24 protein-coding genes and 1 tRNA gene are annotated in these 24,445 nt (G+C 58.8%); 16 read left to right on the forward strand and 9 right to left on the reverse strand.

The window, feature by feature from the left end:
* Window positions 1–147: 147 nt before the first annotated feature.
* Window positions 148–1,698, reverse strand: coding sequence for a nitric oxide reductase transcriptional regulator NorR (norR, locus tag CKW11_RS06240; protein WP_095136872.1), 1,551 nt, complete (start codon window positions 1,696–1,698; stop codon window positions 148–150).
* A 162-nt stretch (window positions 1,699–1,860) separates the two neighbouring features.
* Here norR and hmpA point away from each other — a divergent pair, with 162 nt between their 5' ends.
* From hmpA to CKW11_RS06290, 9 genes are all read left to right on the forward strand, one after another.
* Window positions 1,861–3,042: an NO-inducible flavohemoprotein gene (hmpA, locus tag CKW11_RS06245; RefSeq protein WP_095136873.1), complete on the forward strand. Its 1,182-nt coding sequence runs from the start codon at window positions 1,861–1,863 to the stop codon at window positions 3,040–3,042.
* A 237-nt stretch (window positions 3,043–3,279) separates the two neighbouring features.
* Window positions 3,280–3,840, forward strand: coding sequence for an ester cyclase (locus CKW11_RS06250; RefSeq protein WP_095136874.1), 561 nt, complete (start codon window positions 3,280–3,282; stop codon window positions 3,838–3,840).
* A gap of 25 nt (window positions 3,841–3,865) precedes the next feature.
* Window positions 3,866–4,375 (forward strand): disulfide bond formation protein B, encoded by a 510-nt coding sequence (locus CKW11_RS06255; protein ID WP_025109264.1) that lies wholly within the window; start codon window positions 3,866–3,868, stop codon window positions 4,373–4,375.
* An 826-nt stretch (window positions 4,376–5,201) separates the two neighbouring features.
* The gene (gene cyoA / locus CKW11_RS06265; RefSeq protein ID WP_027612162.1) at window positions 5,202–6,143 is read left to right on the forward strand and encodes a ubiquinol oxidase subunit II; all 942 of its coding nucleotides are present in this window, start codon (window positions 5,202–5,204) and stop codon (window positions 6,141–6,143) included.
* A 3-nt stretch (window positions 6,144–6,146) separates the two neighbouring features.
* Window positions 6,147–8,174 carry a cytochrome o ubiquinol oxidase subunit I gene (gene cyoB / locus CKW11_RS06270; protein ID WP_095136875.1) on the forward strand — a complete coding sequence of 676 codons (2,028 nt, stop codon included), beginning with the start codon at window positions 6,147–6,149 and terminating at the stop codon, window positions 8,172–8,174.
* A 3-nt stretch (window positions 8,175–8,177) separates the two neighbouring features.
* Complete coding sequence (gene cyoC, locus CKW11_RS06275; protein ID WP_003227982.1) at window positions 8,178–8,801, forward strand: cytochrome o ubiquinol oxidase subunit III; 624 nt, start codon at window positions 8,178–8,180, stop codon at window positions 8,799–8,801.
* Window positions 8,801–9,136 (forward strand): cytochrome o ubiquinol oxidase subunit IV, encoded by a 336-nt coding sequence (gene cyoD / locus CKW11_RS06280; RefSeq protein ID WP_041071757.1) that lies wholly within the window; start codon window positions 8,801–8,803, stop codon window positions 9,134–9,136. The genes cyoC and cyoD overlap by 1 nt, the downstream gene beginning before the upstream one ends.
* A gap of 10 nt (window positions 9,137–9,146) precedes the next feature.
* On the forward strand, window positions 9,147–10,034 hold the full coding sequence (cyoE, locus tag CKW11_RS06285) for a heme o synthase (RefSeq protein WP_003227980.1): 888 nt from the start codon (window positions 9,147–9,149) through the stop codon (window positions 10,032–10,034).
* Window positions 10,035–10,361: 327 nt separating this feature from the next.
* On the forward strand, window positions 10,362–10,853 hold the full coding sequence (locus CKW11_RS06290; protein ID WP_095136876.1) for a RidA family protein: 492 nt from the start codon (window positions 10,362–10,364) through the stop codon (window positions 10,851–10,853).
* 65 nt (window positions 10,854–10,918) lie between these two features.
* Here the strand turns inward: CKW11_RS06290 and CKW11_RS06295 are convergent, their stop codons facing one another.
* From CKW11_RS06295 to CKW11_RS06305, 3 genes are all read right to left on the reverse strand, one after another.
* The gene (locus CKW11_RS06295) at window positions 10,919–11,620 is read right to left on the reverse strand and encodes a hypothetical protein (RefSeq protein ID WP_095136877.1); all 702 of its coding nucleotides are present in this window, start codon (window positions 11,618–11,620) and stop codon (window positions 10,919–10,921) included.
* Window positions 11,621–11,778: 158 nt separating this feature from the next.
* Window positions 11,779–12,183: a GNAT family N-acetyltransferase gene (locus tag CKW11_RS06300; protein ID WP_095136878.1), complete on the reverse strand. Its 405-nt coding sequence runs from the start codon at window positions 12,181–12,183 to the stop codon at window positions 11,779–11,781.
* Between the two features lie 55 nt (window positions 12,184–12,238).
* A complete protein-coding gene (locus tag CKW11_RS06305) occupies window positions 12,239–13,144 on the reverse strand; it encodes a LysR family transcriptional regulator (RefSeq protein ID WP_095136879.1) in 906 nt (301 codons plus the stop codon).
* 102 nt (window positions 13,145–13,246) lie between these two features.
* On the opposite strand from CKW11_RS06305, the gene CKW11_RS06310 reads away from it, so the two are divergent.
* Complete coding sequence (locus tag CKW11_RS06310) at window positions 13,247–14,419, forward strand: acetylornithine transaminase (RefSeq protein WP_095136880.1); 1,173 nt, start codon at window positions 13,247–13,249, stop codon at window positions 14,417–14,419.
* Between the two features lie 125 nt (window positions 14,420–14,544).
* On the opposite strand, the gene CKW11_RS06320 is transcribed toward CKW11_RS06310, so the two are convergent.
* The 3 genes from CKW11_RS06320 to CKW11_RS06330 form a co-directional block, all read right to left on the reverse strand.
* Complete coding sequence (locus CKW11_RS06320; protein WP_095136881.1) at window positions 14,545–16,464, reverse strand: alkaline phosphatase D family protein; 1,920 nt, start codon at window positions 16,462–16,464, stop codon at window positions 14,545–14,547.
* Window positions 16,465–16,539: 75 nt separating this feature from the next.
* The gene (locus CKW11_RS06325; RefSeq protein ID WP_095136882.1) at window positions 16,540–17,271 is read right to left on the reverse strand and encodes a hypothetical protein; all 732 of its coding nucleotides are present in this window, start codon (window positions 17,269–17,271) and stop codon (window positions 16,540–16,542) included.
* 110 nt (window positions 17,272–17,381) lie between these two features.
* Window positions 17,382–17,789 carry a hypothetical protein gene (locus CKW11_RS06330; RefSeq protein WP_256582028.1) on the reverse strand — a complete coding sequence of 136 codons (408 nt, stop codon included), beginning with the start codon at window positions 17,787–17,789 and terminating at the stop codon, window positions 17,382–17,384.
* 86 nt (window positions 17,790–17,875) lie between these two features.
* Here CKW11_RS06330 and CKW11_RS06335 point away from each other — a divergent pair, with 86 nt between their 5' ends.
* Window positions 17,876–18,625: a hypothetical protein gene (locus CKW11_RS06335; protein WP_095136883.1), complete on the forward strand. Its 750-nt coding sequence runs from the start codon at window positions 17,876–17,878 to the stop codon at window positions 18,623–18,625.
* Between the two features lie 24 nt (window positions 18,626–18,649).
* On the opposite strand, the gene CKW11_RS06340 is transcribed toward CKW11_RS06335, so the two are convergent.
* Entirely contained in the window at window positions 18,650–18,979 is a 330-nt protein-coding gene (locus tag CKW11_RS06340) for a hypothetical protein (RefSeq protein ID WP_095136884.1), read from the reverse strand.
* A gap of 271 nt (window positions 18,980–19,250) precedes the next feature.
* Here CKW11_RS06340 and CKW11_RS06345 point away from each other — a divergent pair, with 271 nt between their 5' ends.
* Entirely contained in the window at window positions 19,251–19,607 is a 357-nt protein-coding gene (locus tag CKW11_RS06345; protein WP_095136885.1) for a hypothetical protein, read from the forward strand.
* 130 nt (window positions 19,608–19,737) lie between these two features.
* On the opposite strand, the gene CKW11_RS06350 is transcribed toward CKW11_RS06345, so the two are convergent.
* A tRNA-Leu gene (locus CKW11_RS06350) sits at window positions 19,738–19,822 on the reverse strand.
* 108 nt (window positions 19,823–19,930) lie between these two features.
* Here CKW11_RS06350 and queA point away from each other — a divergent pair.
* The 4 genes from queA (at window position 19,931) to secD (ending at window position 24,440) form a co-directional block, all read left to right on the forward strand.
* Complete coding sequence (queA, locus tag CKW11_RS06355) at window positions 19,931–20,995, forward strand: tRNA preQ1(34) S-adenosylmethionine ribosyltransferase-isomerase QueA (RefSeq protein WP_095136886.1); 1,065 nt, start codon at window positions 19,931–19,933, stop codon at window positions 20,993–20,995.
* A gap of 14 nt (window positions 20,996–21,009) precedes the next feature.
* Window positions 21,010–22,125 (forward strand): tRNA guanosine(34) transglycosylase Tgt, encoded by a 1,116-nt coding sequence (tgt, locus tag CKW11_RS06360; protein WP_161794909.1) that lies wholly within the window; start codon window positions 21,010–21,012, stop codon window positions 22,123–22,125.
* A gap of 43 nt (window positions 22,126–22,168) precedes the next feature.
* Window positions 22,169–22,507 (forward strand): preprotein translocase subunit YajC, encoded by a 339-nt coding sequence (gene yajC / locus CKW11_RS06365; protein ID WP_016773317.1) that lies wholly within the window; start codon window positions 22,169–22,171, stop codon window positions 22,505–22,507.
* Between the two features lie 64 nt (window positions 22,508–22,571).
* Window positions 22,572–24,440, forward strand: coding sequence for a protein translocase subunit SecD (gene secD, locus CKW11_RS06370; protein ID WP_095136887.1), 1,869 nt, complete (start codon window positions 22,572–22,574; stop codon window positions 24,438–24,440).
* Window positions 24,441–24,445 lie beyond the last annotated feature (5 nt).

The raw sequence follows: 24,445 nt of genomic DNA on the forward strand, positions 1-24,445 counted from the left end.
AAACGGTGTGGCGAGGGAGCTTGCTCCCGCTGGAGTGCGAAGCGCTCCCATAACCATCCACCGCGGTGTATCAGGTTGGTCATGTCCGCTGCTTTTGCGACTGCTGCGCAGCCGAGCGGGAGCAAGCTCCCTCGCCACAATGGAGGTCTATCTCATCCCAAGGCGTTTAGCCATCCGCCCTAGATTCGCCCGGTCCAGCCCCAACTCTCGCGCCGCACTTGCCCAGTTATCCTGATTTCGCGCCAACGCAGCACTGATCAACTGCCGCTGATATTGCTCGGTCGCGCTGCGCAAATCGCCGCTGATCAACGGCATCGCGGGCACCTCGGCAACCGGCTCCACCGAGTTATCCACAACCTCCCGCGGCAAATCCAGATCCGCCGCGCTCAAACTGAGGATCTTCGGTCGCACCTTACAATTGCCCAGCGCCTTCAAAGCACTACGTCCGATCAAGTGTTCCAGCTCGCGCACGTTGCCCGGCCAAGTGTAGGCGAGCAACGCGTCCTGGGCGTCGCTGCTCAGGCGCAGGCTGTTGAGGCCCATGCGCGAGCGGTTCTGTTCCAGAAAGAAGCCGCTGAGCAGCAACACATCGCGGCCGCGATCGCGCAGCGCCGGGACTCGCAGCGGGTACACGCTCAAGCGGTGATAGAAGTCGGCGCGGTAGCGGCCGCTGCGCACTTCTTCGGCCAGATCGCGGTTGGTCGCGGCGATCAGGCGCACATCGACCTGATGTTCCTTGTCCGAGCCGAGCCGCTGCAACTGGCCGCTTTGCAGCACGCGCAGCAACTTGGCCTGTACGGTCAGCGACAGTTCGCCGACTTCATCGAGAAACAGCGTACCGCCATTGGCCAGTTCGAACTTGCCGCGGCGGTCGCTGGTGGCACCGGTGAAAGCGCCGCGCACGTGGCCGAACAGTTCGCTTTCGACCAGAGTATCGGGCAGGGCCGCGCAGTTGAGGCTGATGATCGGTTTGTCGGCGCGCGGGGAGGCGGCGTGGATCGCTTGCGCCACCAGTTCCTTGCCGACCCCGGTTTCGCCGGTGATCAGCACCGTCAGATCGCTGCCGCCGACCAGGTTGATTTCCTCCACCAGCCGTTTGTGCGCCTTGCTCTGGCCGATCATTTCGCGCTGCTGACCGCTGGCCTGGCGGTAGACCTCGGCGCGCTGGTGCTCGTCTTCGGCACGTAGCGCCAGGCGTTCGATGCGTTCGGCGGCGTTGACCGTGGCCGAGGCGAGGCTGGCGAAGGCTTGCAGGGCGTCGAGTTCAATCGGTTCAAAACGCTCCGGATCAAGCGCGTCGAGGGTGATCAGGCCCCAGAGTTTTTCATCGACGAACAGCGGACAGCCGAGACAGTCATGTACCTCAAGGTGATCGCCCAGACCATCGACCAGACCGTCGTAAGGATCGGGCAAGTCGCTGTCGGCGGCGAACCGCGTTGGCCCGGCGCCGTCCAGCAGGATCTCGAAACGAGGATGTTCACTGACCTTGAAGCGCCGGCCGAGGGTGTCGGTACTCAAACCATCCACCGCCAGCGGCACCAGCCATTCGCCGTCCAGGCGCAGCAGTGCGGCGGCATCGCACGGCAGCAGGGCGCGCATAGCTTCGAGCAGGCGTCGATAGCGCTCGCCCTCGGGCAGTTCGCGGGACAGGTCGGAGACCAGTGGCAGTAGAGCGGTGAGCAAGGATTTCGCGGTCATGGTCTTGTAGTCAAAGAGACTCTATGTAGTCGCGATGACTATAAAACGCTTTGAGTCTAAATGACTACGTAAAAAATAAACCATTGATTTATAACGATAATTAATCTGGCACGAAAACTGATAAGCCTAAGGTAATTCTCAAAAAGCTCAGGAGTCACTCTTATGCTTAGCGTCCAGGATCGTGCCATTATCAAATCCACTGTGCCGCTGCTGGAAAGCGGTGGTGAAGCGCTGATCACCCACTTTTACCGCATGATGCTCTCTGAATACCCTGAGGTTCGCCCGCTGTTCAACCAGGCGCACCAGGCCAGTGGCGATCAGCCGCGCGCGTTGGCCAACGGTGTGTTGATGTACGCCCGGCACATCGATCAGCTCGACCAGTTGGGCGATCTGGTGGCGAAGATCATCAACAAGCACGTCGCCCTGCAAATTCTCCCGGAGCACTACCCGATTGTCGGTACCTGCCTGCTGCGAGCCATCTCCGAAGTGCTCGGTGACGAGATCGCTACGCCGGAAGTGATGAGCGCATGGGGCGCGGCGTACGGGCAACTGGCCGAGATCCTGATTGGCGCTGAAGCCGCGATCTACGACCAGAAAGAACAAGCGGTCGGCGGCTGGCGCGGGGCGCGGGAGTTCATCGTGGTGGACAAGGTCGAGGAGAGCGCGGAAATCATTTCGTTCTACTTCGAGCCGGCGGACAAAGGCCCGATCCTTGCTGCAGAACCGGGACAGTACATCGGCATGAAGCTGATCCTCGATGGCGAAGAAATCCGCCGCAATTACTCGCTGTCGGCACTGGCCAATAAAGGTCAGTACCGCATCAGCGTCAAACGCGAACCGGGTGGCCGTGCGTCCAACCACTTGCATGATCAACTGCACGTCGGCGCGAGCATTCAGCTGTTCCCGCCATCGGGCGAGTTCACCCTGACTGAGAGCGACAAGCCGTTGGTGCTGATCAGTGGCGGGGTCGGCATCACGCCAACTTTGGCGATGCTCGAAGCAGCGCTGCAAACCGAGCGCCCGGTGCACTTTATCCACTGCGCGCGCAATGGCAACGTGCATGCGTTCCGCGACTGGGTCGATGGGCTGGCGGCGCGTCATCCGCAGCTCAAGCGCTTTTATTGCTACGCCGAAGACGACGGCGTGAGTCCGGCGGCGGACAAAGTCGGGATCCTCAGTCAGGAGCAGTTGGGCGAATGGCTGCCGGCGCAACGGGATGTCGACGCTTACTTCCTCGGGCCGAAGGGCTTCATGGGCGCGATCAAGCGGCATCTGAAAGCGTTGGGCGTGCCGGAGCAGCAGAGCCGTTATGAGTTCTTCGGGCCGGCTGCTGCTTTGGAATAATCCTTAGGACTGAGTCGCCTTCATCGCGAGCAGGCTCACTCCTACAGGGGCGGTGGCGTACATGAAAATGGTGTACGAAGCAGATCTCTTGTAGGAGTGAGCCTGCTCGCGATGGCCGTAACGCAATTTTGATTCTTAAAAAGTGTTTAAAGGTTAATCGTTTCTTAACCGGTTTATCGTTTATTCCCCGATGCTGATGATAGGCGCTCGTTCGTTTAACTGATCAGGATCGCCCCCATGTCGCACATCATCTTCTCCTCTCGTTTGAGCCTGGCAATGCTTGGCTTGTCGGCCGCTTTGCTGGCCAGTCCGTTTGCTTCGGCCGAATCGGCGTTGATCGCACCGCAGAGTCTGATCGTCGATCAGAGCCTGCCCAAGGCGCAGCGCGATGCAATGGAATTGGCGGCGCGGCGTTACGGCAGCTTCTGGAACAGTGGGGAAGAGGCCCTGGCCACGGCAGCCTTGTCGCCGCAGTTTGTCGACAAGACCCCGCCTGAAGGTCGAGTGCAGGGCCCGACCGGGCCGTTGCTGGCATCGAAGTTCTTTCGTACGGCGGTGCCGGACCTGAGCTGCGAGATCGAGCAAATGATCATTGCCGGTGACCGCGTGGTGGTGCATCTGCACTTTCGCGGACACTTCAGTGGGACGTTCAAGGCTCTCAAAGGACAGGGCCAGCGTGTAGACTTCCGGGCAACCGATATCTATCAGATCGACAACGGTCGCATCGCGGCCAATTGGCATATCGAAGACAACATCAGCCTGCTGGCGCAACTGCAAGCGCAGCCGCCAGCCAGCTGAACCATGGACATACAAGGGAAACGCGATGAGCGAGGAAACGATTCGACTGGGACGTGAGCGGCGCTTTCTGGTGCTGCTGGGCATCATCTGCCTGGCGTTGATTGGTGGCGCGCTGTACATGCAGATCGTGCTGGGCGAGGCGCCATGCCCGCTGTGCATCCTGCAGCGTTATGCGTTGCTGCTGATTGCGCTGTTTGCCTTTATTGGCGCGGCGATGCGCACCCGCCGCAGCATCACGGTGTTCGAAGTGCTGGTGGTGATCTGCGCGATCGCCGGTGCCGGTGTCGCCGGGCATCATGTGTACACCCAGTTCTATCCGGCGGTGAGCTGCGGCATCGATGTGTTGCAGCCGATTGTCGATGACCTGCCGCTGGCGAAGATCTTCCCGCTGGGCTTCCAGGTCGACGGTTTCTGCTCGACGCCGTACCCGCCGATCCTCGGTCTGTCGCTGGCGCAATGGGCACTGGTGGCGTTCGTGCTGGTGGTGATCCTGGTGCCGCTGCTGACCTCCCGTAACCGAAAAGCACTGCGCTGAATCAACTCTTCGGCAGATTGGCCGATACAGAAAACGCCCCGATTTGCGTATCAGCCGATCGGGGCGTTTTGCATTTCAGAGTGATTGTGAAATCACCGTGACGAACGGCAATGGAGAGTGCGGCAGATGTGCGACATGTTGTCACACGCGCCCTGTCGCAGGGGCTTTCGGCGACCCGGATTGGCGTAATGTTACAAAAAAGGATTGGTCTGTTTCGGCGTTTTTCTGGTTTTGCACGCGGGTGCCAGATCAGGCAGTTTTAACAGGCTCTGGCAGATGGCCAGAGGCCTTTGAATATCGGGCTTTGCGCCGATTCGCTGCCGGGAAAATCCCTTCAGAGCTGTCTGAACTGAGGTGTATAGGCCTACATTTTTTGGTGTTTTTGTTGAGAATCGATTTCGATAACATGCGGAACTTTTGCAAAAACGGTGATGGATTGTTGCTCTGAGCGATAAAAATTATTTCGGGATAAGACATGGTGTATAGGGCGCTACCTATCTACAATCGCCCGCACTGAATTCCCGGCACTGTTCAGCCTTTATTAAGGAACTGGACAGGAAGTCGGGTGTCGAGCGGGCCGAAAGGCTTTTGCGACACCCAGGTGTCGGTGCCTTCCAACTTTCCGCACCAAATGGAATTGGTCTGTAACAAGGCCTTTGACCACGAATTCGAATAAGAACTGACCGCTGTCCCAAGGTTTTGTCGAGCGTCTGACGCGCGACGGGCGGCCCTTATTCAATCCAAAGAAAATGCCAACCCTTGGCAGGGTGAAGTGTTGGCGATCAAAACCCAACTGCATTGCGCAAGCTGCTTTAGAGGTCGTGAGATGAGTAAAAACAGGTACCCCAGATTACTAGGCCTAGTGCCGCTGCTCGGCACGTTGTTGCTGGGAGGCTGCAACATGACCCTGCTCAATCCAACGGGCCAGGTCGGCCTGGAACAGCGCAACCTGATCATCACCGCCACGCTGCTGATGCTGTTGGTCGTTGTGCCGGTTATCGTCATGACCTTCCTGTTCGCCTGGAAGTACCGCGCGTCCAACAAGGATGCCGTCTACACCCCGAAATGGTCGCACTCGACCAAAATCGAAGTGGCGGTCTGGACCATCCCGGTTCTGATCATCATCGCCCTGGGTTACATCACCTACATTTCGACCCACAAACTGGACCCGTACCGTCCGATTGAATCCGACGTCAAGCCGGTGACCATCGAAGTCGTTGCGCTGGACTGGAAGTGGCTGTTCATCTACCCGGAACAAGGCATTGCCACGGTCAACAAGATCGTGTTCCCGGCGCACACCCCGGTCAACTTCCGGATCACCTCCGACGCCGTGATGAACTCGTTCTTCATCCCGGGCCTGGGCGGCCAGATCTACGCGATGGCGGGCATGACCACCAAGCTGCACCTGATCGCTGACCGCAACGCTGAAATGGACGGTATCTCCGCCAACTACAGCGGCGCTGGTTTCACCGGTATGAAATTCAAAGCGATCGCAACTTCTCAGGAAGATTTCGACGCCTGGGTAAGTGAAGTCAAAAAGGCACCTAAACAGCTTGAACAAGCTGAATACGCAGCCCTTGCCAAGCCAAGCCAGAACAATCCAGTCGAGCTCTACTCCTCGGTCACGCCGAACCTGTTCCAGACCATCGTCGACAAGTACGAAGGCATGAAACCGGGCAAGCCGCTGAAGCACGAGAAGAAAGAGAAAGAAGTGGCGGCAACGGACATGGACTCGAATTCGCATTCAGCTGCCGGGGCAGAGGAGTAAACGATGTTTGGTAAATTAAGTTGGGAAGCGATCCCTTTCCACGAGCCGATCGTGATGGTCACCATCTCGATGATCGCGCTCGGTGGTCTGGCGTTGTTCGCTGCAATCACCTACTTCAAGAAGTGGACCTACTTGTGGACCGAGTGGCTGACGTCGGTCGACCACAAGAAAATCGGTGTGATGTACATCATCGTTGCCATGGTCATGCTGCTGCGTGGCTTTGCCGACGCCATCATGATGCGTACCCAGCTGGCCATGGCCACCGAGGGTTCGCCTGGCTACCTGCCGCCTGAACACTATGACCAGATCTTCACCGCTCACGGTGTGATCATGATCATCTTCATGGCGATGCCATTCTTCACCGGCCTGATGAACCTTGCAGTGCCGCTGCAGATCGGCGCGCGTGACGTTGCCTTCCCGTTCCTGAACTCCCTGAGCTTCTGGCTGCTGGTGTCCGGCGTTGTGCTGATCAACCTGTCGCTGGGTGTCGGCGAATTCGCCAAGACTGGTTGGGTTGCCTATCCGCCGCTGTCGGGTCTGCAGTACAGCCCTGGCGTGGGGATGGACTATTACATCTGGGCGCTACAGCTATCCGGGTTAGGTACGACGCTGACGGGGGTCAACTTCCTCGCCACCGTGCTGAAAATGCGTACCCCTGGCATGAAACTGATGGACATGCCGATCTTCACCTGGACCTGCACCTGGGCTAACGTCCTGATCGTGGCTTCGTTCCCGATCCTGACCGCTACCCTGGCACTGCTGACCCTCGACCGTTACATGGATTTCCACATTTTCACCAATGAACTTGGTGGCAATCCAATGATGTACGTCAACCTGTTCTGGGCCTGGGGCCACCCTGAGGTTTACATCCTGATCCTGCCGGCATTCGGCATCTTCTCGGAAGTGATCTCGGCGTTCACCGGCAAGAAACTGTTCGGTCACCACTCGATGATCTACGCTTCGGGCGCGATCTCGGTACTGGGCTTCATGGTTTGGCTGCACCACTTCTTCACCATGGGTTCGGGTGCCAGCGTCAACGCCTTCTTCGGTCTGGCGACGATGCTGATTTCCATCCCGACGGGTGTGAAACTGTTCAACTGGCTGTTCACCATCTACCAGGGCCGTCTGCGCTTCACCAGCCAGGTTCTGTGGACCCTGGGCTTCATGGTGACCTTCGCCATCGGCGGCATGACCGGCGTACTGCTGGCCATCCCGGGTGCTGACTTCGTTCTGCACAACAGCCTGTTCGTGATCGCGCACTTCCACAACGTGATCATCGGCGGTGCGGTATTCGGTTACATCGCAGGTTTCGCGTTCTACTTCCCTAAAGCGTTCGGCTTCAAGCTGCACGAAGGCTGGGGTAAAGCAGCGTTCTGGTTCTGGATCTCGGGCTTCTTCGTCGCGTTCATGCCGCTCTATGCACTGGGCTTCATGGGCATGACTCGTCGTCTGAACGCCACCACCAACCCTGAGTGGGTACCGTACCTGTACGTTGCCATGTTCGGTGCGGTGATGATCGCTGTCGGTATTGCCTGCCAACTGATCCAGCTGTACGTCAGTGTGCGTGACCGCAACAAGCCAGAGAACATGTGCGAACACGGTGACCCGTGGAATGCCCACACTCTGGAATGGTCGACCTCGTCGCCACCTCCGTTCTACAACTTCGCTGTGCTGCCTAAGGCTGACTGCATCGACCCGTTCACCGAAGCCAAGGAAAACGGTACTGCGTACCAGGCTCCGGCCAAGTACGAGCCGATCCACATGCCGAACAACACCGCCACTGGCGTGGTGATGGGCGCACTGCTGACCGTCTTCGGTTTCGCGATGATCTGGCACATCTGGTGGTTGGCGATCGCCAGCCTGGCCGGCACTGTCATCTACTTCGTGATCCACGCGGCACGTGACGACCAGGGCTACATGGTTCCGGTTGAAACGATCGAGCGCATCGAAGCCGAGCAGCACAAGCGTCTGGTCGCGGCAGGGAAAATCCCGGCCAATGCCACCCGTGTAACCTCGTTGGAACAGGCTTAAACCATGTCGAACTTAGTGACCAATGTTGGACACGCCCATGGTGACCATGGGCACGATGACCATCACCACGACTCGGGCGAGATGACCGTATACGGTTTCTGGCTCTACCTGATGACCGACTGCATTCTGTTTGCGTCGATCTTCGCGGTGTACGCGGTACTGGTAAACAACGTCGCCGGTGGCCCGTCGGGCCACGACATCTTCGAACTGCCATACGTGCTGGGCGAAACCGCTCTGCTGTTGTTCAGCTCGATCACCTACGGCTTCGCCATGCTGGCGTTGTACAAAGGTAAAAAGCAGCAGGTTCTGGGCTGGTTGTTCATGACCTTCCTGCTCGGCGCAGGCTTCATCGCCATGGAGATCAACGAGTTCCACCTGCTGATCTCCGAGGGCTTCGGTCCTAGCCGTTCGGGCTTCCTGTCGGCGTTCTTCACCCTGGTCGGTACCCACGGTCTGCACGTATCCGCGGGTCTGATCTGGATGGGCATCATGATGTACCAGGTCAACAAGCACGGCCTGACGGCGACCAACAAGACCCGTCTGAGCTGCCTGAGCCTGTTCTGGCACTTCCTGGACGTGGTGTGGATCTGCGTATTCACCGTTGTTTACCTGATGGGGACTCTGTAATGGCTAATGCACACTCCCATGACAGCCATGATGCTGGCCACGGCAGCGTAAAGTCGTACGCCATCGGCTTCATCCTGTCGGTGATCCTGACCGTCATTCCGTTCGGCCTGGTGATGTACCCGACCTTGCCGAAATCCACCACGCTGGCAATCGTCCTGCTGTTCGCGGTAATCCAGGTGATCGTTCACCTGTACTACTTCCTGCACCTGGACCGTTCGATTGCACAACGTAACAACGTGATCGCGTTTGTCTTTACGGCCATCGTGATCCTGCTGCTGGTTGGCCTGTCGCTGTGGATCATGTTCAGCATCCACACGTACATGATGGCGAAGTGAGGTAGACCCGATGTCGCTCAAGCACTTTATCCAAATCACCAAACCGGGGATCATTTTCGGTAACGTGCTTTCTGTGGCAGGCGGGTTCTTCCTGGCCTCGAAAGGGCATGTAGATCTGGCGGTGTTCCTGGCCGCCATGATCGGCACTTCCCTGGTTGTGGCCTCCGGTTGCGTGTTCAACAACTGCATCGACCGCGACATCGACCTGAAGATGGAACGCACCAAGAACCGGGTGCTGGTGCAGGGCTTGATCTCCCTGAAACTGGCCCTGGTCTACGCGACCATCCTTGGTGTTCTCGGCGTTGCCTTGTTGTACAAGGTGGCCAACCCGTTGGCCGCCCTGTTCGCGGTAATCGGCTTCATCATCTACGTCGGCTTCTACAGCCTGTACCTCAAGCGCAAGTCGGTTCATGGCACGCTGGTGGGCAGTCTGTCGGGCGCCATGCCGCCAGTGATCGGTTACGTTGCCGTAACCAACAGTTTCGACATGGCCGCACTGACCCTGCTGGTGATGTTCAGCCTGTGGCAGATGCCGCATTCCTACGCCATCGCGATCTTCCGTTTCAACGACTACCTGGCCGCATCGATTCCGGTGCTGCCCGTCAAGCGCGGAATCGAAGTGGCCAAGAAGCACATCCTGCTCTACATCCTGGCGTTCCTCGTGGCGACCTTGATGCTGACCTTCAGCGGTTATGCCGGCATGAGCTACCTCGCGGTCGCCGCGGCCATGGGCATGTACTGGCTGTACATGGCCTGGACCGGCTACAAGGCGGTGGATGACACGGTCTGGGCACGCAAGCTGTTCGTGTTCTCGATCTTCACCATCACCGCCCTGAGCGTCATGATGTCCCTGGACTTCAAGGTGCCGGCCGAGCTGCTGCTGACGTACGCGCCGTAAGGCTGGATGGCTTCACGAAAAACCCCGCACATCGAGAGATGTGCGGGGTTTTTTGTTGGCTGGCTTTCGGTGAGGCGTCGGCAATCGCGAGCAGAGGTCACTTCGACGCGATACCTTTGTAGGAGCTGCGGCACGCTGCGATCTTTTGATCCTGATCTTTAAAAATACAATCAAAATCAAAAGATCGCAGCGTGCCGCAGCTCCTACAGCGTTTAGTTGCGATATCGGCGTAAACCCCCTAGATTTGGATCCAACCATAACGGTGATAGCGCCATGCCACTTCGCAGGGACACTGTTATTCATGCATCAATCGAGAGGCTGGGCGAAATGACTGAGAGGATGACCTGCGACGAACGCTTCATTGCCCTGGCACAAGAGCTGAACTACGACATCTATGGCGAGAACACCGCCGGCGGCAATTACGCGCCGCTGATCCGCCATCGCGATGAGTTGTACATCAGCGGCATGGTGCCGCGGGTCAATGGCAGGATTCTGTATCCCGGTCGCGTCGGGTTGGAGTTGACCCTCAAGGATGCCCAGGCTGCCGCGAGCATCAGTGCCATGCGCTGCCTGGCGCTGATTGTCGATGCGGTGGGTTCGCTGGACAAGATTCGGGCGTTGTTGCGGGTCACCGTGTATGTGAAGTCGACTCCGGACTTCGTGGACCTGAGCGAAGTGGCCAACGGTGCATCGGACGTGTTCAGCCATGTGCTCGGCGATGCCGGCCGGCACACCCGCACTACCGTCGGTGTCTATCAGTTGCCGAAGAACGCCGCGATTGAAGTCGACATGATCGCGGCGGTACAGCCGGAAATCTGACCGGCGAACCGCCCAACAAAAAGCCCCGCCTGAATCTCAGAGCGGGGCTTTTTGTTGGGCCGGGATTACTGCGCGGCGATGCTGTAACCATCGAACGCGGTCTGCTGTTGCAGCGCGGTGATGATGTTCTTGCGGTTGATCGCGTGTTCGGTGCCAGCGTTGTCGACGAAGGTATCGCCTTCCAGCTCGGCTTCTTCGCCTTCACCGACGAAAGTGAAACCGAGGAACTCCAGCGCTTCACGGTCAACGTTCAGGCGCGAACGCGGAGTGCGCAGCGGCAGGGTCACACTGCTGCCGTCCTTGCTGATGGTGAAGATTTCCAGTTCTTTCTTCTTGGCAGCCTTGCCCTTGCCGCCACTCGGATTGCTGATCGCCTGGTGGGTCTGATTCAGCACTTTGAGCGCCAGGCCGTAAACGATTTCCTGGAACGCCGGATCGTCCTTGAAGCAGGACAGGATGCGGCCGATCGAGAACTTGCTGCTCAGGTCTTCAAGGGCGGCGAGGTCGGCGGCTTCGGCGTCTTTCAGAGCCTTGAGCTGACCCATCAGCTCGTAGGCCTTGTCGTCATCGAAGCTGTCGTGCGCCTGACGGATCGCGGCGCGCAGCTCGCGGATCTGGTCGCTTTCGCGGGTCGACTGGAAAGCATCCAGCACCATCTCGCTGATGATTTTGGCTTGTGGAAGGTGTTGTGAAAGATTGATGGAGTTTTCGTATTCCGCTTTGGACGATTCGGTGACTACGGATTCAGCGGTGTTGAAATCGGACATTGAAATTTCACTACTTTTTTAACTTGAGTGGAGACGAGAAAGCGCGAGGTCTTTTTCAGGCCGGTTAATTTAGGGGAGCGGGGCGGCGTTGTCACGGACCAACCGGTCTGCCGGTCGAGTTTTCTATCGGCATCCACACATGAGCGGTATGCGCCGCGCTATCTCAGGCGCGGACGCTCCATGGCTATTACCGATGAGTGAAACCCCAGACTCGCAAAAAACGCATCCGCGCCTTCTCGCCCTGCCCGCAGCATCCAGGTGATTTCAGCGTTATCGCCCATGACGTGCTCGACGAGTGCGCGCCCGACGCCAGCGCGGCGGTGCTGGCCATCAACCACGACCATTGATAGATAACCGTTGGATAAACCATCGGTGATGCCCCGGGCGAAACCGATGATTTGCTCGCCGCTCAGTGCGACGGCAGTGCGTTGCGAGTTTTCGATCAGTTGAGCGAAGTAATCGCTGGAGCCTGTTCGGTGTCCCCAGCCATGTTGTCCGAGAAACAGCCGGACTGGCTCCACTTCAACGCGCAGCAGATTACGTATGGTGATGTTGGTGTTCATAGTCTGACAGCGTCCTTGGTGGCAGTTATTCGAGCGTAGTTGATCGCGACCGGCGTCAGGCTCTGCCCCACGTCTGCATCGCGAATTCGACAAACCGACGCAGCTTCGGCAAACGATAACGATCCGGCACATACAGCAGATGCAAAGGGCGGCTTGGGGGCTGGTAATCGGGGATTACCGTCACCAGTTTGCCGTCGCGCAGGTCTTGTTCCACCAGCGCATCCGGCAGCATGACGATGCCCATCCCGGTGCGTGCGGCCTGATGCAGGCCGGCAGAGGTATTCATCAGCATCGGGCCGCTGACGTCGACCAGAATCTCGCCGTCCGGGCCGCTGAGGCGCCAGCGTTTTTCCACCGATTGCCAGTCATCGCCGGCAGGGTAGGCGAAGGACAGGCAGTCGTGTTGTTGCAGGTCTTCCGGGGTGATCGGCATGCCGCGTCGGGCGACGTAGGCCGGCGAGGCGCACACGGTCAGGGTGTAGTCGATCAGCGGTCGGGCGATCAGGTTCGACTGCTCGAAATGCCCCAGCCGAAACGCTACGTCGAGGCCGCTTTCCAAAAGGTCCGGACGACTGTTGGTCAGCACCACGTCCATTTTCACCTGCGGGTATTGCAGGGAAAATTCGCTGAGCGCGGGGGCCAGGCGTTCGACGCCAAAAGTCAGCGGTGCGGTGATGCGCAGCAAGCCGCGCGGCTCGTCGAGGGCCTGTTCGGCCAAGCGCTCGGAGTCGGCCACCAGACCCAGAACGTCCAGGCAGCGCTGGTAGTAAACGCTGCCGAATTCGGTCAGTCGCTGGCGGCGGGTGGTGCGCTGCAACAGTTGCACGCCGAGCCGTTGCTCCAATGCGCGCAGGTGATTTCCGACCATGGTCGTGGACATTTCGCACTGCAACGCAGCTGCCGTCATGCTGCCCGCTTCCACGACCTTCACGTACACGCTCATTGCCTGCAACAGGTCCATTATCAAGCTCTGCTTTTAAATGATTGAAGTTTTGCCGAGTTTATCCAGTTCTGGTGGCTAACCATACTGCAAACACACCGACCTTCACTGGAGTTTGAAGTCATGACCGCCGCCCTGATGAACACCTACCAATCGCTGGCCCTTAGCTTCACCAGAGGCCTGGGCACTCGCCTGTGGGATCAGGCCGGTCGTGAATACCTGGATGCTGTCGCCGGGGTTGCGGTGACCAATGTCGGGCACTCGCACCCACGGATCGTCGCAGCCATCAGCGAGCAGGCCGCAATGCTGCTGCACACCTCCAACCTGTACAGCATCGACTGGCAGCAGCAACTGGCCAAACGGCTGACGGAACTGTCGGGAATGGATCGCGCGTTCTTCAATAACTCGGGGGCTGAGGCTAACGAAACCGCACTGAAACTGGCGCGCTTGTACGGCTGGCGCAAAGGCATCGAACAGCCGCTGGTGGTGGTCATGGCCAACGCATTTCATGGCCGCACCTTGGGCACCTTGTCGGCCAGCGATGGGCCGGCGGTACGTCTGGGCTTCAATGATCTGCCGGGAGATTTCGTCAAAGTGCCTTTCGGTGATCTGGCGGCGCTGGATCAGCTGCAGCAAAAATATGGCGAGCGCATCGTGGCGATTCTGGTCGAGCCGATCCAGGGCGAAAGCGGTGTGCAACTGGCGCCACCCGGCTACCTCAAAGCCCTGCGCGACCTGTGCAATCGGCACGCCTGGCTGTTGATGCTCGACGAAATCCAGACCGGCATCGGCCGCACCGGCCAGTGGTTCGCGTTCCAGCATGAAGGCATCGTGCCGGACGTCATGACCCTGGCCAAAGGCCTCGGCAACGGTGTGCCGATCGGCGCCTGTCTGGCGCGGGGCAGAGCGGCTGATCTGTTCACCCCCGGCAGCCATGGCAGCACCTTCGGCGGCAACCCGCTGGCCTGCCGGGTAGGTTGCACGGTGCTGGAAATCATCGAAGAGCAAGGCTTGCTGGAAAATGTCCGGGTGCAGGGCGAGCGCCTACTCACCCGCCTGCGCGCCGAACTGGCAGACAACCCCAATGTGTTGGCGATTCGTGGGCAGGGTTTGATGATCGGCATCGAGCTGAAACAGCCGATTCGCGATCTGACGCTGATTGCTGCGCGCGATCATGGGCTGCTGATCAACGTCACCCGCGGCAAGACGATACGGCTGCTGCCGCCGCTGACGATTGATGAGCGGGAGGTGGGGATGATTGTCAGAGGAATTGGACGGATTGTTTCCGCGAATTAATGGATATCCGATAACCCTGTGGGAGCGAGCTTGCTCGCGAAGGCGTCGTCACAGTCGACATTAATGTTGAATGCTCGACCGCATTCGCGAGCAAGCCCGCTCCCACATGGGAAAAATATGTGATGTTAATCAGGATAATCCCCCAACTCCGGCGCCAGCATCCGGGTCTTCACCGCCCCGTTCGAATTGTGCTGAATGATCTCGCTCGGCTGTCCCTGCTCATTGAAAAACACCTGGCCGATCCCCGCCGAATTCCACAGCCGCTCACCCGCTTCGGCATGTTCCGGGGTGTACGGCACGATGCGCATGCGTCGGCGTTTGGTGAACCAGTTCAACGGCGAGCGCGGCGAATAGAGCCAGCGGTTGAGGCGGTCGAACCATTCCAGCAGGGTTTTCGGGAACTCGTTCTTGATCCCGCTGCTGGTGATCTGCCAGATCCGTGGCCCGGCCTTGCGGTGTCGGATAAGCACTTCGTAGACGAAGGAATAATGCACATCGCCCGACAGCACCACGTAGTTCCCGGGTGTGCGGGTGTGTCGGAAAATGTTCAGGATCACCTGAGCGGCGCCACGGTGGGCCATCCAGTTTTCCGCGTCGACCAGCAGCGGATAGCCGCACCAGCTGAAAACCTTCTGCACGGTTTCGATCAGCTTCACGCCGAAGATCGGCGCGGGGGAAACGATGATTGCTGACGGATGATCGAGCAGTTCCTGCTGCAGCTCGCTCAGCGCCTCCCAGTCCAGCAAACCGGAGGGTTGCTTGAGTGCTATTTCGCTGCGCCAGCGCCGGGTGCGGGTGTCGAGCACCACCAGCGCGGGGCTGCTCGGCAGCACGAAATGCCAATGCTGAAAGCGCAACAAGTCATCAATCAGCGCGTCCTGCACCGGGCTGTCGAGATAACGATCATCACCGCTGGCGCTCAGACGTCGTGTGTTCTCCAGCACATCCTTGAACGCATCCGGATTGTTGCCCCAGCCTTGGCACAACATATAGGCGATGAGCGCGTTGCCGATGATGCGTTTGGAGAACGGATGGCCGTAGGCGGTTTCCTCCCATTGCGCGGAAAGGTTCCAGTCATCGGTGATGTCGTGGTCATCGAAAATCATCAGGCTCGGCAGGTGCGCCAGCGCCCGGGCAACCTTGCCCAAACCGGCCTTGAAGCCATCGATGCGGGTCTGCTCCAGGGTGTATCGCTTCAAGCGTTCAGGCGTCAGCGATGGGGCAGCAGGATTGATTAACGCCCAGGCAACCGGCGACCACACCAGCAGATACATCGCCATGACTTCGGCGAACGTCACCAGATGATTGTCAGCACTGCTGCTGGTGAAAATCGGCTTACGCGCACCGCCGAAAAATCGCTCGCGCAATGTCTCGTTGCTCTCCAGCGCCGGTAACAAATCCGCGCGGTGGTAGTAACTGGCCGGGTGTTCGTAGAGTTTGGCGCTGTCGCTGACCACGGCACCTTCGAGGTGTTCGTCGAACAGGCCGAGACGTTCGATCAAGGTATGAATCGCCCGCAGCATCGGGCCGGCGACATCGTCTGCGTAAACCTGATCGCCGCTCATCATCAGCAGGGCCGGACGTTGTTGAGGATCGGTTTCGCCTGACAGCAGTTGGTCAACGCACAGCAGACCGTCAGCCGCCGGATGATGGGGCTTGCGGCAGGAGCCATGCAGCAACTGATCAATCCGTGAGCGCACGACAAGGTTTGGACTGCGGGCATTGCCGTACAGCAGGTGCGGCGCCCATTCGGCGATGGGCGTCTGGCCGTCGATCAGCAGGTCATAGTCGATGCGCGTGTCGCGGGGCAGGGGGCTGTCGAGCGTAACGTCAATCAAATGGACGAACGCTTGACGGCCTACAGCAATGACCGTGCATTTCCCTGCATCGAGAGGAATGTCTCCTACACCTTGCAGGCGCAGGGTCAACGACAGTTCGCGGGTGCCAACCAGCCACAGCACCACGCGCGTCGGTTCCAGCCGTCGCAGCAGCGGGCCGGCCAACACGGGAGGCAGCGGGTTCAGATCAGCAGGTATCGAGGACATTCGGGGGCAAAGAGCTCAAGGCGCACAAGCCGGCGATGATAGCGCAGCCGACGCCTTGAAACCCTTAAACGAGGCTTAAGAGTCAGCCTTCTGCAGCTTCAGCGCGAGCAGTCGCCATTCGGCGGACGCGGCTTGCTCCTGCACCGAGCAGTCGAAGCGATAAGTGACGTCATCACCGTTCATGTTGCGCGCGGTGATCTTGTTGCTGAGGGTGTAGACCTGATCCTTGAAGCGCTGGGTGACGATGGCAGAGCTGTCGGCGAAACGCGCCGACGCCGGGAAGCGCAAAGCCCCCGTCACGTAAGGGCTGCACATGACATACGCGAGCATCGATTTATCACTGTCGGCATTCTGCCCAAGCTTGTCGCGCAGCGCGGTGAACGCTTTGCGGCCCTGCGCGTCGCTCTGATCCAGAACGGCTTTTTCCGACATCGACTTCGGTGCCCGGCTGGCGTAGTTCGGCAGCAGTGCGGAATCCGGCGGAGAAGGTTGGTTATCCGGTTCGATCGCGGCAAAGCCCGGCGCGTTTTCCAGCACCGCGGACGTCGAATCCGACTCGGCTTCGGGCAACAGACTGGTGGTCACATCGCTCTGTGTGATCACGTCTTCGATTGGCGCCTTTTCGGATTTATGCGCCGACGGGAACAGCGACAGGAAGATCGACAGCACCACCATGCCGACGATAAAACCGCCCGCCGCGCCAACGATGTTGCCGTAAAACAGATTCCAGCTGCCGCGGTTTTTCACCACCCAGCGCCACATCAAACCCCAGGCCGCGACAAATGCCAGAAAACTCAGAAACTCCATTCGATCCTTTCCTTAACCCTTCAATAGCCTGCAAAACAGTGCTCACTGGCAGTGAGTGCTGAAGATGGACGGCAAGATATCAAAATAGAGGTCTGACGCCACGAAGACATTCACATGCCGCGATTGGGCGGATTGATCTGAGCAAAAAACATGATCGCCGTTATGCCGGCCACAACGCCGCAAAGGCCGGCCAGTAGCTGACGCGCGACAGGATGTTCGACCTGCGAGCGACGGGCCACCAGCATCCATACACCGCTCAGCGCCGCAGCGGTTGCGAGCATTTCCAGAATCGACCCAACGAGCCCCGGAACCGGTGGCCGGCTAGAGCCGAACAGACCGACACAAAGCTGCGAAACCACCAGGCCGACAATCATGCCGCTTGCGGCGCCCAACACATTGGCGAGTAGCAGGTTCCACGCGCCACGCTGCCTGACGACCCAGACCCACATGCCTATCCAGGCGATAAAGAAAAACACAACATCCATCGTATCCATCCTTCGAAACCAGTCGCTGTACATACGCTCGGCACCTTGCCGACAGTGGACGGCAAGATAGCAAAATAGTAGCGTCGCGCCACTTTGTTGATTCCTGTAATGGACTACTCATGTCAAAAGTCGCTTCTGCTCTGCGCACGCTTTGTGCAATCACCTGCGCCGCTGTCATTACCCCGGCATTTGCCGAGTGGAAGGAGCCCCCGGAAAGCAGCTGGGAGTATTACCTCGCCAACTGCAAGCGAATGCAGGAAAAAATCGCCGACGTCCAAAGCGGTCGCGTACCCAGCGCCTATGAGGTGATCGGCGACCTCGACAACAGCCTGCGGAGCATGAACCAGCGCCGCTCGAACCTGACGCCCCAATACCTCGGCTCCCGCGAATTCGCGCAATGCGAAAACGTCGCCGGCCAAGCCGAGGCAACCATTGCGCAAGGCAATGCCGAGTTCGCCGCCAGAATGAACCAGGCCGCCGAGCAAGGCCGCATCGCCCACCAGAGCTCCCCCGAATACAAACGCGCCCGTTCACTCGGCTACAGCGACGTTGGCGAGATCTCCTTCCTGAAACTGCACGAAGACATGGACGGCGAAGCCCGCCTGAAAACCATGCTGATCACCGTCGACGAAATATGCGGCCAACACTTCCGCGCTACGCAGTATGTGAAGCCGTATGTGATTTATACCGTTCGCCCGTCGGATGGCGGCTGTGGCGAGGAAAAACGCGTGGCGATCGTCGGTGGCCGGTCGGTGGAGAAGGGCGATTACATTGATGAGCGGGGCGAGTTTCAGTATCTGGGTTGGAAGAAACTTGTGGGGGCGGATGGGTTTCCCACGGATATCCGGGTGTTGAAGGCGCGGCGCTGAAAGGTCAGCGCGTGAAGCAACTGATCAGAGAATGTCTTTCAGATAACCCTTGAGCGCGAGGAGCGGCTGATCAAGCTGCTCCAGCGACTGCGCCTGCCTGAAGTCGGCTGACAGCTTGTGCAGCTCCCGCCCCAACGGCTTCTCGACACCGCCCAAGGCTTCCATTGCCAAGCCCAGGCACTCGTTCATCTTAAACTGGATGGTTTCGACATCCCTGCGACGCACCAGCAATTCGAATACATCTTTCTGGTAGTCACCCATGACCATGTCATCCCGCAGAATCGGACTCAGGCCTTCCTCCTCGTAAGCGAGTTTGAGGGAGAACAGGGCGACGGTTTCCAGTGACGTTTCCATGGTGTGCCTTTAGCGACGTCCGTCAGTGTGAGAGTTGATGCCTGAATGTAACCACCGTTAGGTGCAAGATGCGGTGAACTACTTCAGAGGGGTGTGATTATACGGAGCGAGATCAACAAGTGCAGCCTAAAGGCAAGGCCGGGCACGCTGGAGCCGATCAACCTTGACGGTGAGCCTTCATACACTTGACGTTAACTGTTGGTTGCGAAGATGGCGACGACCATGGATTACGACGACAAGCACTGGATGAAGAACTGGAGGAGTTTTCGCATTGGGACATTTTTTGAGTGAGCCAGAACTGAAATATGTAAGGGTCGCACTTTCTGATCCGTTCAACGATTTCCCTGTGGATTACGACTACATAGCTAGTCAGGTAAAGAACATCGATCCCGGTGTGCTGTACGAGATCCTTTATTCAGAAGTCGCACCGGTGTGTTTCACCAATATTGCGGCTGCCGTGCCCTCTGTCTGGACGGGTTTCGACCCCGAGTCGCTCAATAGCATGATCAACGAAAGGCTGGCGGAGAGAGAGCGCAGTTGGTTTCGCAGGCAATTCGATAAAGCGCTGGTTCTCTGGCTCAAATACAACTACGGCTATATCTGGAAGGAAATTGCCCGCAGGTTGTGAGCGTTCACGTACCGGATTTCTGATCAAAAACAAATCGCGGGGAGGTGCGTGGCGCGCGAGGTCAGCGCCACACGTCCACTTTCCGACAGACGAAAAAAAAGGCCTTGCTAAGCAAGACCTTTCTTAATTTTGGTGCCCCGAGGGAGACTCGAACTCCCACTCCTTTCGAAAACGGATTTTGAATCCGCCGCGTCTACCAATTCCGCCATCAGGGCTCAATGGCGGCGAAGTATAGAGAGGTGATTACCGTTGGTCAATCACGTTTCATGGTCAATTTTTGATAATTCCGCTAGACTTTCCGGCCCTGCTAGACGAACCCCATCATGCGCGTTGCTGACTTTACCTTCGAGCTTCCTGATTCGCTGATCGCTCGCCACCCTTTGGCCGAGCGTCGCGGTAGTCGCCTGCTGACCCTTGATGGGCCGAGCGGCGCCCTTGCACACCGTCAATTCACTGATTTGCTTGAGCATTTGCGCCCGGGCGACTTGATGGTATTCAACAATACCCGGGTGATTCCGGCGCGGTTGTTCGGGCAGAAAGCCTCGGGCGGCAAGCTGGAAATCCTCATCGAACGCGTGCTCGATACGCATCGCGTGCTGGCCCATGTGCGTTCCAGCAAGTCGCCGAAGCCGGGTTCGAAGATCCTTATCGACGGCGGTGGCGAAGCCGAGATGCTCGCGCGTCACGATGCGCTGTTCGAGCTGGGCTTTGCTGAAGAAGTGCTGCCGCTGCTCGATCGCGTCGGGCACATGCCGTTGCCTCCTTATATAGACCGTCCGGACGAAGGTTCGGATCGCGAGCGCTATCAGACCGTGTACGCCCAGCGTCTCGGTGCGGTGGCGGCGCCGACGGCGGGATTGCATTTCGATCAGCCGCTGATGGAGGCGATTGCCGCCAAGGGCGTCGAGACCGCGTTCGTCACGCTGCACGTCGGTGCGGGGACGTTCCAGCCGGTGCGCGTCGACAAGATCGAAGATCACCACATGCACAGCGAGTGGCTGGAAGTCGGCCAGGACGTGGTCGACGCCGTTGCCGCATGCCGTGAGCGTGGCGGGCGGGTGATTGCCGTGGGTACCACCAGCGTGCGTTCGCTGGAAAGTGCCGCGCGCGATGGCGTGCTCAAGCCGTTCAGTGGCGACACCGACATCTTTATCTACCCGGGCCGGCCGTTCCATGTGGTCGACGCCTTGGTCACCAACTTCCACTTGCCGGAATCGACGCTGTTGATGCTGGTTTCGGCGTTCGCCGGTTATCCCGAAACCATGGCCGCCTATAAAGCCGCCGTCGACAACGGCTACCGCTTTTTCAGCTACGGTGATGCGATGTTCATCACCCGTAATCCCGCCCCGACTGCCCCTGAACACACAGGCCCAGAGGAAACAGAATGAGTCGCGAATGTCGCATGTCCTTTGAACTGCTTGCCACCGATGGCAAGGCTCGTCGTGGTCGGCTGACCTTCCCGCGTGGCACCGTCGAGACCCCGGCCTTCATGCCGGTGGGCACCTACGGCACGGTCAAGGGCATGTTGCCGCGTGACATCGTCGCCACTGGCGCGGAAATCATTCTGGGCAACACCTTTCACCTGTGGCTGCGCCCGGGCACCGAGGTGATCAAGGAACACGGCGACCTGCACGATTTCATGCAGTGGAAAGGCCCGATCCTTACCGACTCCGGTGGTTTCCAGGTGTTCAGCCTGGGCGCGATGCGCAAGATCAAGGAGGAGGGCGTGACCTTCGCCTCCCCGGTCGACGGCTCGAAAGTGTTCATGGGCCCGGAAGAGTCGATGCAGGTGCAGCGCGATCTCGGTTCCGACATCGTGATGATCTTCGACGAATGCACGCCGTACCCGGCTGACGAAGATGTCGCCCGCGTATCGATGGAGCTGTCGCTGCGTTGGGCCCAGCGCTCGAAAAACGCGCATGGCGACAACACGGCGGCGCTGTTCGGTATCGTTCAGGGCGGCATGCACCAGGATCTGCGCATGCGCTCGCTGGAAGGCCTGGACAAGATCGGCTTTGATGGCCTGGCCATTGGCGGTCTGTCGGTGGGCGAGCCGAAGCACGAGATGATCAAGGTGCTGGATTATCTGCCGGGCATGATGCCGGCTGACAAACCTCGTTACCTTATGGGCGTTGGCAAACCGGAAGATCTGGTTGAGGGTGTGCGCCGCGGTGTGGACATGTTCGATTGCGTGATGCCAACCCGTAATGCCCGCAATGGGCATCTGTTCATTGATACAGGCGTGCTGAAGATCCGTAACGCGTTCCATCGCCATGATGATTCGCCGCTGGATCCGACCTGCGATTGCTATACCTGCCAGAACTTCTCTCGCGCTTATCTGCATCACCTGGACAAGTGCGGCGAAATGCTCGGCAGCATGCTCAATACCATCCATAACTTGCGCCATTATCAGGTGCTGATGGCTGGTTTGCGCGAGGCTATTCAACAGGGTACATTGGCCGCCTTTGTCGATGCCTTCTACGCCAAACGCGGGCTCCCCGTTCCGCCTTTGGACTGAGTTTTCTGACCCCAAGATTCAACATTTGCAACTGGAGTGCTAAATGAGCTTTTTTATCTCTAACGCCATGGCTGACGCAGCTGCACCGGCTGCTGCAAGCCCAATGGGCGGCGGCTTCGAGTGGATTTTCCTGGTCGGCTTCCTGGTCATCTTCTACCTGATGATCTGGCGTCCACAGGCCAAGCGCGCCAAAGAGCAGAAGAACCTGCTGAGCAGCCTGCAGAAGGGCGACGAAGTGGTCACCACCGGCGGCATCGCCGGCAAGATCACCAAAGTGGCCGATGACTTCGTGGTTCTGGAAGTTTCCGACACCGTGGAAATGAAATTCCAGAAGGGCGCCATCGCCGCCACGCTGCCAAAAGGCACGCTGAAAGCGATCTAAGGTTCCAACTTCTACTCAATCGACGGGGCGCGCAAGGCGCCCCGCGTTCATAACGGGCGGCGTGATGCTGAACAAATATCCTCTGTGGAAATACATTCTGATCCTGGCGGTGCTGGCGATCGGTCTGATTTATTCCGCTCCCAATCTATACCCCGATGACCCGGCCATTCAGATCAGCGGCGCCAGCACGGCACTGCAGGTCAATCAGGCCGATCTGGATCGCGTCAGCACCGCGCTGCGTGAGTCCGGGATCAACGTCAAGGCAGCCTCGCTGGCGGCCAACGGCAAGGGCGGCCTGATCCGTCTGAGCAAGGCTGAAGACCAGCTGCCGGCCAAGGACGTTGTGCGCAAGGCATTGGGTGATGACTACGTCGTTGCATTGAACCTGGCACAAACCACCCCGCAATGGCTGCGCAGCCTCGGCGCGCACCCGATGAAGCTGGGTCTGGACTTGTCCGGTGGTGTGCACTTCCTGCTGGAAGTGGACATGGACAAAGCCCTCGACGCCCGCCTGAAAGTCTACGAAGGCGACGTCAAGAGCCTGCTGCGCAAAGAGAAGCTGCGCTATCGCAGCCTGCCACAACTCAATGGCGCCATTCAGCTGGGCTTCAGCGATGCTGACTCCCGTGAACAGGCCCGTGCGTTGATCCGCAAGAACTTCAACGATTTCGACATTGTTCCGGCCGACCTCAACGGTCAACCGGTGCTGCGTCTGGCGATGACCCCGGCCAAGCTGGCGGAAATCCGTGAATACTCCATCAAGCAGAACTTGACCACGGTACGTAACCGCGTCAACGAGCTGGGTGTTGCCGAACCGATCGTTCAGCGTCAGGGCGCCAACCGCATTGTGGTTGAGCTGCCGGGCGTGCAGGACACTGCAGAAGCCAAGCGTATTCTCGGCAAGACCGCCAACCTCGAGTTCCGTCTGGCTGCAGAGCCGGGTGCTTCGAAAGCCACCTCCGAATCGTTCGAATTCCGCGAAGGCAACCGTCCTCCGGCGCAGATCGAGCGTGGCCTGATCATCACCGGTGACCAGGTCACCGATGCCAAGGCCGGTTTCGGCGAGCACGGCACACCTGAAGTGAACATCCGTCTGGATGGTCACGGTGGCGAGCTGATGAGCCGCGCGACCCGTTCGAACGTCGGTCGCAGCATGGCGGTGATCTTCATCGAACAGCGTCCGGTGACCACTTACACCAAGCAGGTTGTCGACGGCGTCGAGAAAGACGTGCCGGTGCAGACCTTCAAGGAAGAGAAGAAGATCATCAGTCTGGCGACCATTCAGTCGCCGCTGGGTGCGCAGTTCCGCATCACTGGCCTGAACGGTCAGGGCGAATCGTCCGAACTGGCGCTGCTGCTGCGTGCCGGTGGTCTGGCCGCTCCGATGTACTTCGCGGAAGAGCGCACAATCGGTCCGAGCCTGGGTGCTGACAACATCACCAAAGGTATCGATGCATCGCTGTGGGGCATGCTGTTCGTCTCGCTGTTCATCATCGCCATCTACCGCTTCTTCGGTGTGATCGCCACGGTCGCACTGGCGGTGAACATGGTGCTGCTGCTGGCGCTGATGTCGCTGCTGGGTGCAACGCTGACCCTGCCGGGTATCGCCGGTATCGTCTTGACCATGGGTATGGCGGTCGACGCCAACGTGCTGATCTTCTCGCGGATCCGTGAAGAGATCGCCGCCGGCATGACTGTGCAGCGTGCAATCAACGAAGGCTTCGGCCGGGCATTCACCGCGATTCTCGACGCCAACCTGACCACTCTGCTGGTCGGCGGCATCCTCTTCGCCATGGGCACCGGCCCGGTGAAGGGCTTCGCAGTGACCATGTCCCTCGGGATCTTTACCTCGATGTTCACGGCCATCATGGTGACCCGCGCAATGGTCAACCTGATCTTCGGCGGACGTGACTTCAAGAAGTTGTGGATTTAAGGGGC

Origin of the sequence: Pseudomonas sp. Irchel s3a10, from assembly GCF_900187525.1 — a bacterium.
Taxonomy (GTDB): domain Bacteria; phylum Pseudomonadota; class Gammaproteobacteria; order Pseudomonadales; family Pseudomonadaceae; genus Aquipseudomonas; species Aquipseudomonas koreensis_G.

Excerpts from the sequence above, each read along its gene's own strand:
- cyoC (WP_003227982.1), top strand. The coding sequence starts at position 8,178 with ATGTCGAACTTAGTGACCAATGTTGGACACGCCCATGGTGACCATGGG.
- CKW11_RS06295 (WP_095136877.1), bottom strand. The coding sequence starts at position 11,620 with ATGTCCGATTTCAACACCGCTGAATCCGTAGTCACCGAATCGTCCAAA.
- norR (WP_095136872.1), bottom strand. The coding sequence starts at position 1,698 with ATGACCGCGAAATCCTTGCTCACCGCTCTACTGCCACTGGTCTCCGAC.
- CKW11_RS06290 (WP_095136876.1), top strand. The coding sequence starts at position 10,362 with ATGACTGAGAGGATGACCTGCGACGAACGCTTCATTGCCCTGGCACAA.
- tgt (WP_161794909.1), top strand. The coding sequence starts at position 21,010 with ATGTCCTTTGAACTGCTTGCCACCGATGGCAAGGCTCGTCGTGGTCGG.
- CKW11_RS06255 (WP_025109264.1), top strand. The coding sequence starts at position 3,866 with ATGAGCGAGGAAACGATTCGACTGGGACGTGAGCGGCGCTTTCTGGTG.
- hmpA (WP_095136873.1), top strand. The coding sequence starts at position 1,861 with ATGCTTAGCGTCCAGGATCGTGCCATTATCAAATCCACTGTGCCGCTG.
- CKW11_RS06325 (WP_095136882.1), bottom strand. The coding sequence starts at position 17,271 with ATGGAGTTTCTGAGTTTTCTGGCATTTGTCGCGGCCTGGGGTTTGATG.
- secD (WP_095136887.1), top strand. The coding sequence starts at position 22,572 with ATGCTGAACAAATATCCTCTGTGGAAATACATTCTGATCCTGGCGGTG.
- yajC (WP_016773317.1), top strand. The coding sequence starts at position 22,169 with ATGAGCTTTTTTATCTCTAACGCCATGGCTGACGCAGCTGCACCGGCT.
- CKW11_RS06300 (WP_095136878.1), bottom strand. The coding sequence starts at position 12,183 with ATGAACACCAACATCACCATACGTAATCTGCTGCGCGTTGAAGTGGAG.
- CKW11_RS06335 (WP_095136883.1), top strand. The coding sequence starts at position 17,876 with ATGTCAAAAGTCGCTTCTGCTCTGCGCACGCTTTGTGCAATCACCTGC.
- cyoD (WP_041071757.1), top strand. The coding sequence starts at position 8,801 with ATGGCTAATGCACACTCCCATGACAGCCATGATGCTGGCCACGGCAGC.
- cyoB (WP_095136875.1), top strand. The coding sequence starts at position 6,147 with ATGTTTGGTAAATTAAGTTGGGAAGCGATCCCTTTCCACGAGCCGATC.
- queA (WP_095136886.1), top strand. The coding sequence starts at position 19,931 with ATGCGCGTTGCTGACTTTACCTTCGAGCTTCCTGATTCGCTGATCGCT.
- cyoA (WP_027612162.1), top strand. The coding sequence starts at position 5,202 with ATGAGTAAAAACAGGTACCCCAGATTACTAGGCCTAGTGCCGCTGCTC.
- CKW11_RS06305 (WP_095136879.1), bottom strand. The coding sequence starts at position 13,144 with ATGGACCTGTTGCAGGCAATGAGCGTGTACGTGAAGGTCGTGGAAGCG.
- cyoE (WP_003227980.1), top strand. The coding sequence starts at position 9,147 with ATGTCGCTCAAGCACTTTATCCAAATCACCAAACCGGGGATCATTTTC.
- CKW11_RS06320 (WP_095136881.1), bottom strand. The coding sequence starts at position 16,464 with ATGTCCTCGATACCTGCTGATCTGAACCCGCTGCCTCCCGTGTTGGCC.
- CKW11_RS06330 (WP_256582028.1), bottom strand. The coding sequence starts at position 17,789 with ATGTACAGCGACTGGTTTCGAAGGATGGATACGATGGATGTTGTGTTT.
- CKW11_RS06310 (WP_095136880.1), top strand. The coding sequence starts at position 13,247 with ATGACCGCCGCCCTGATGAACACCTACCAATCGCTGGCCCTTAGCTTC.
- CKW11_RS06340 (WP_095136884.1), bottom strand. The coding sequence starts at position 18,979 with ATGGAAACGTCACTGGAAACCGTCGCCCTGTTCTCCCTCAAACTCGCT.
- CKW11_RS06250 (WP_095136874.1), top strand. The coding sequence starts at position 3,280 with ATGTCGCACATCATCTTCTCCTCTCGTTTGAGCCTGGCAATGCTTGGC.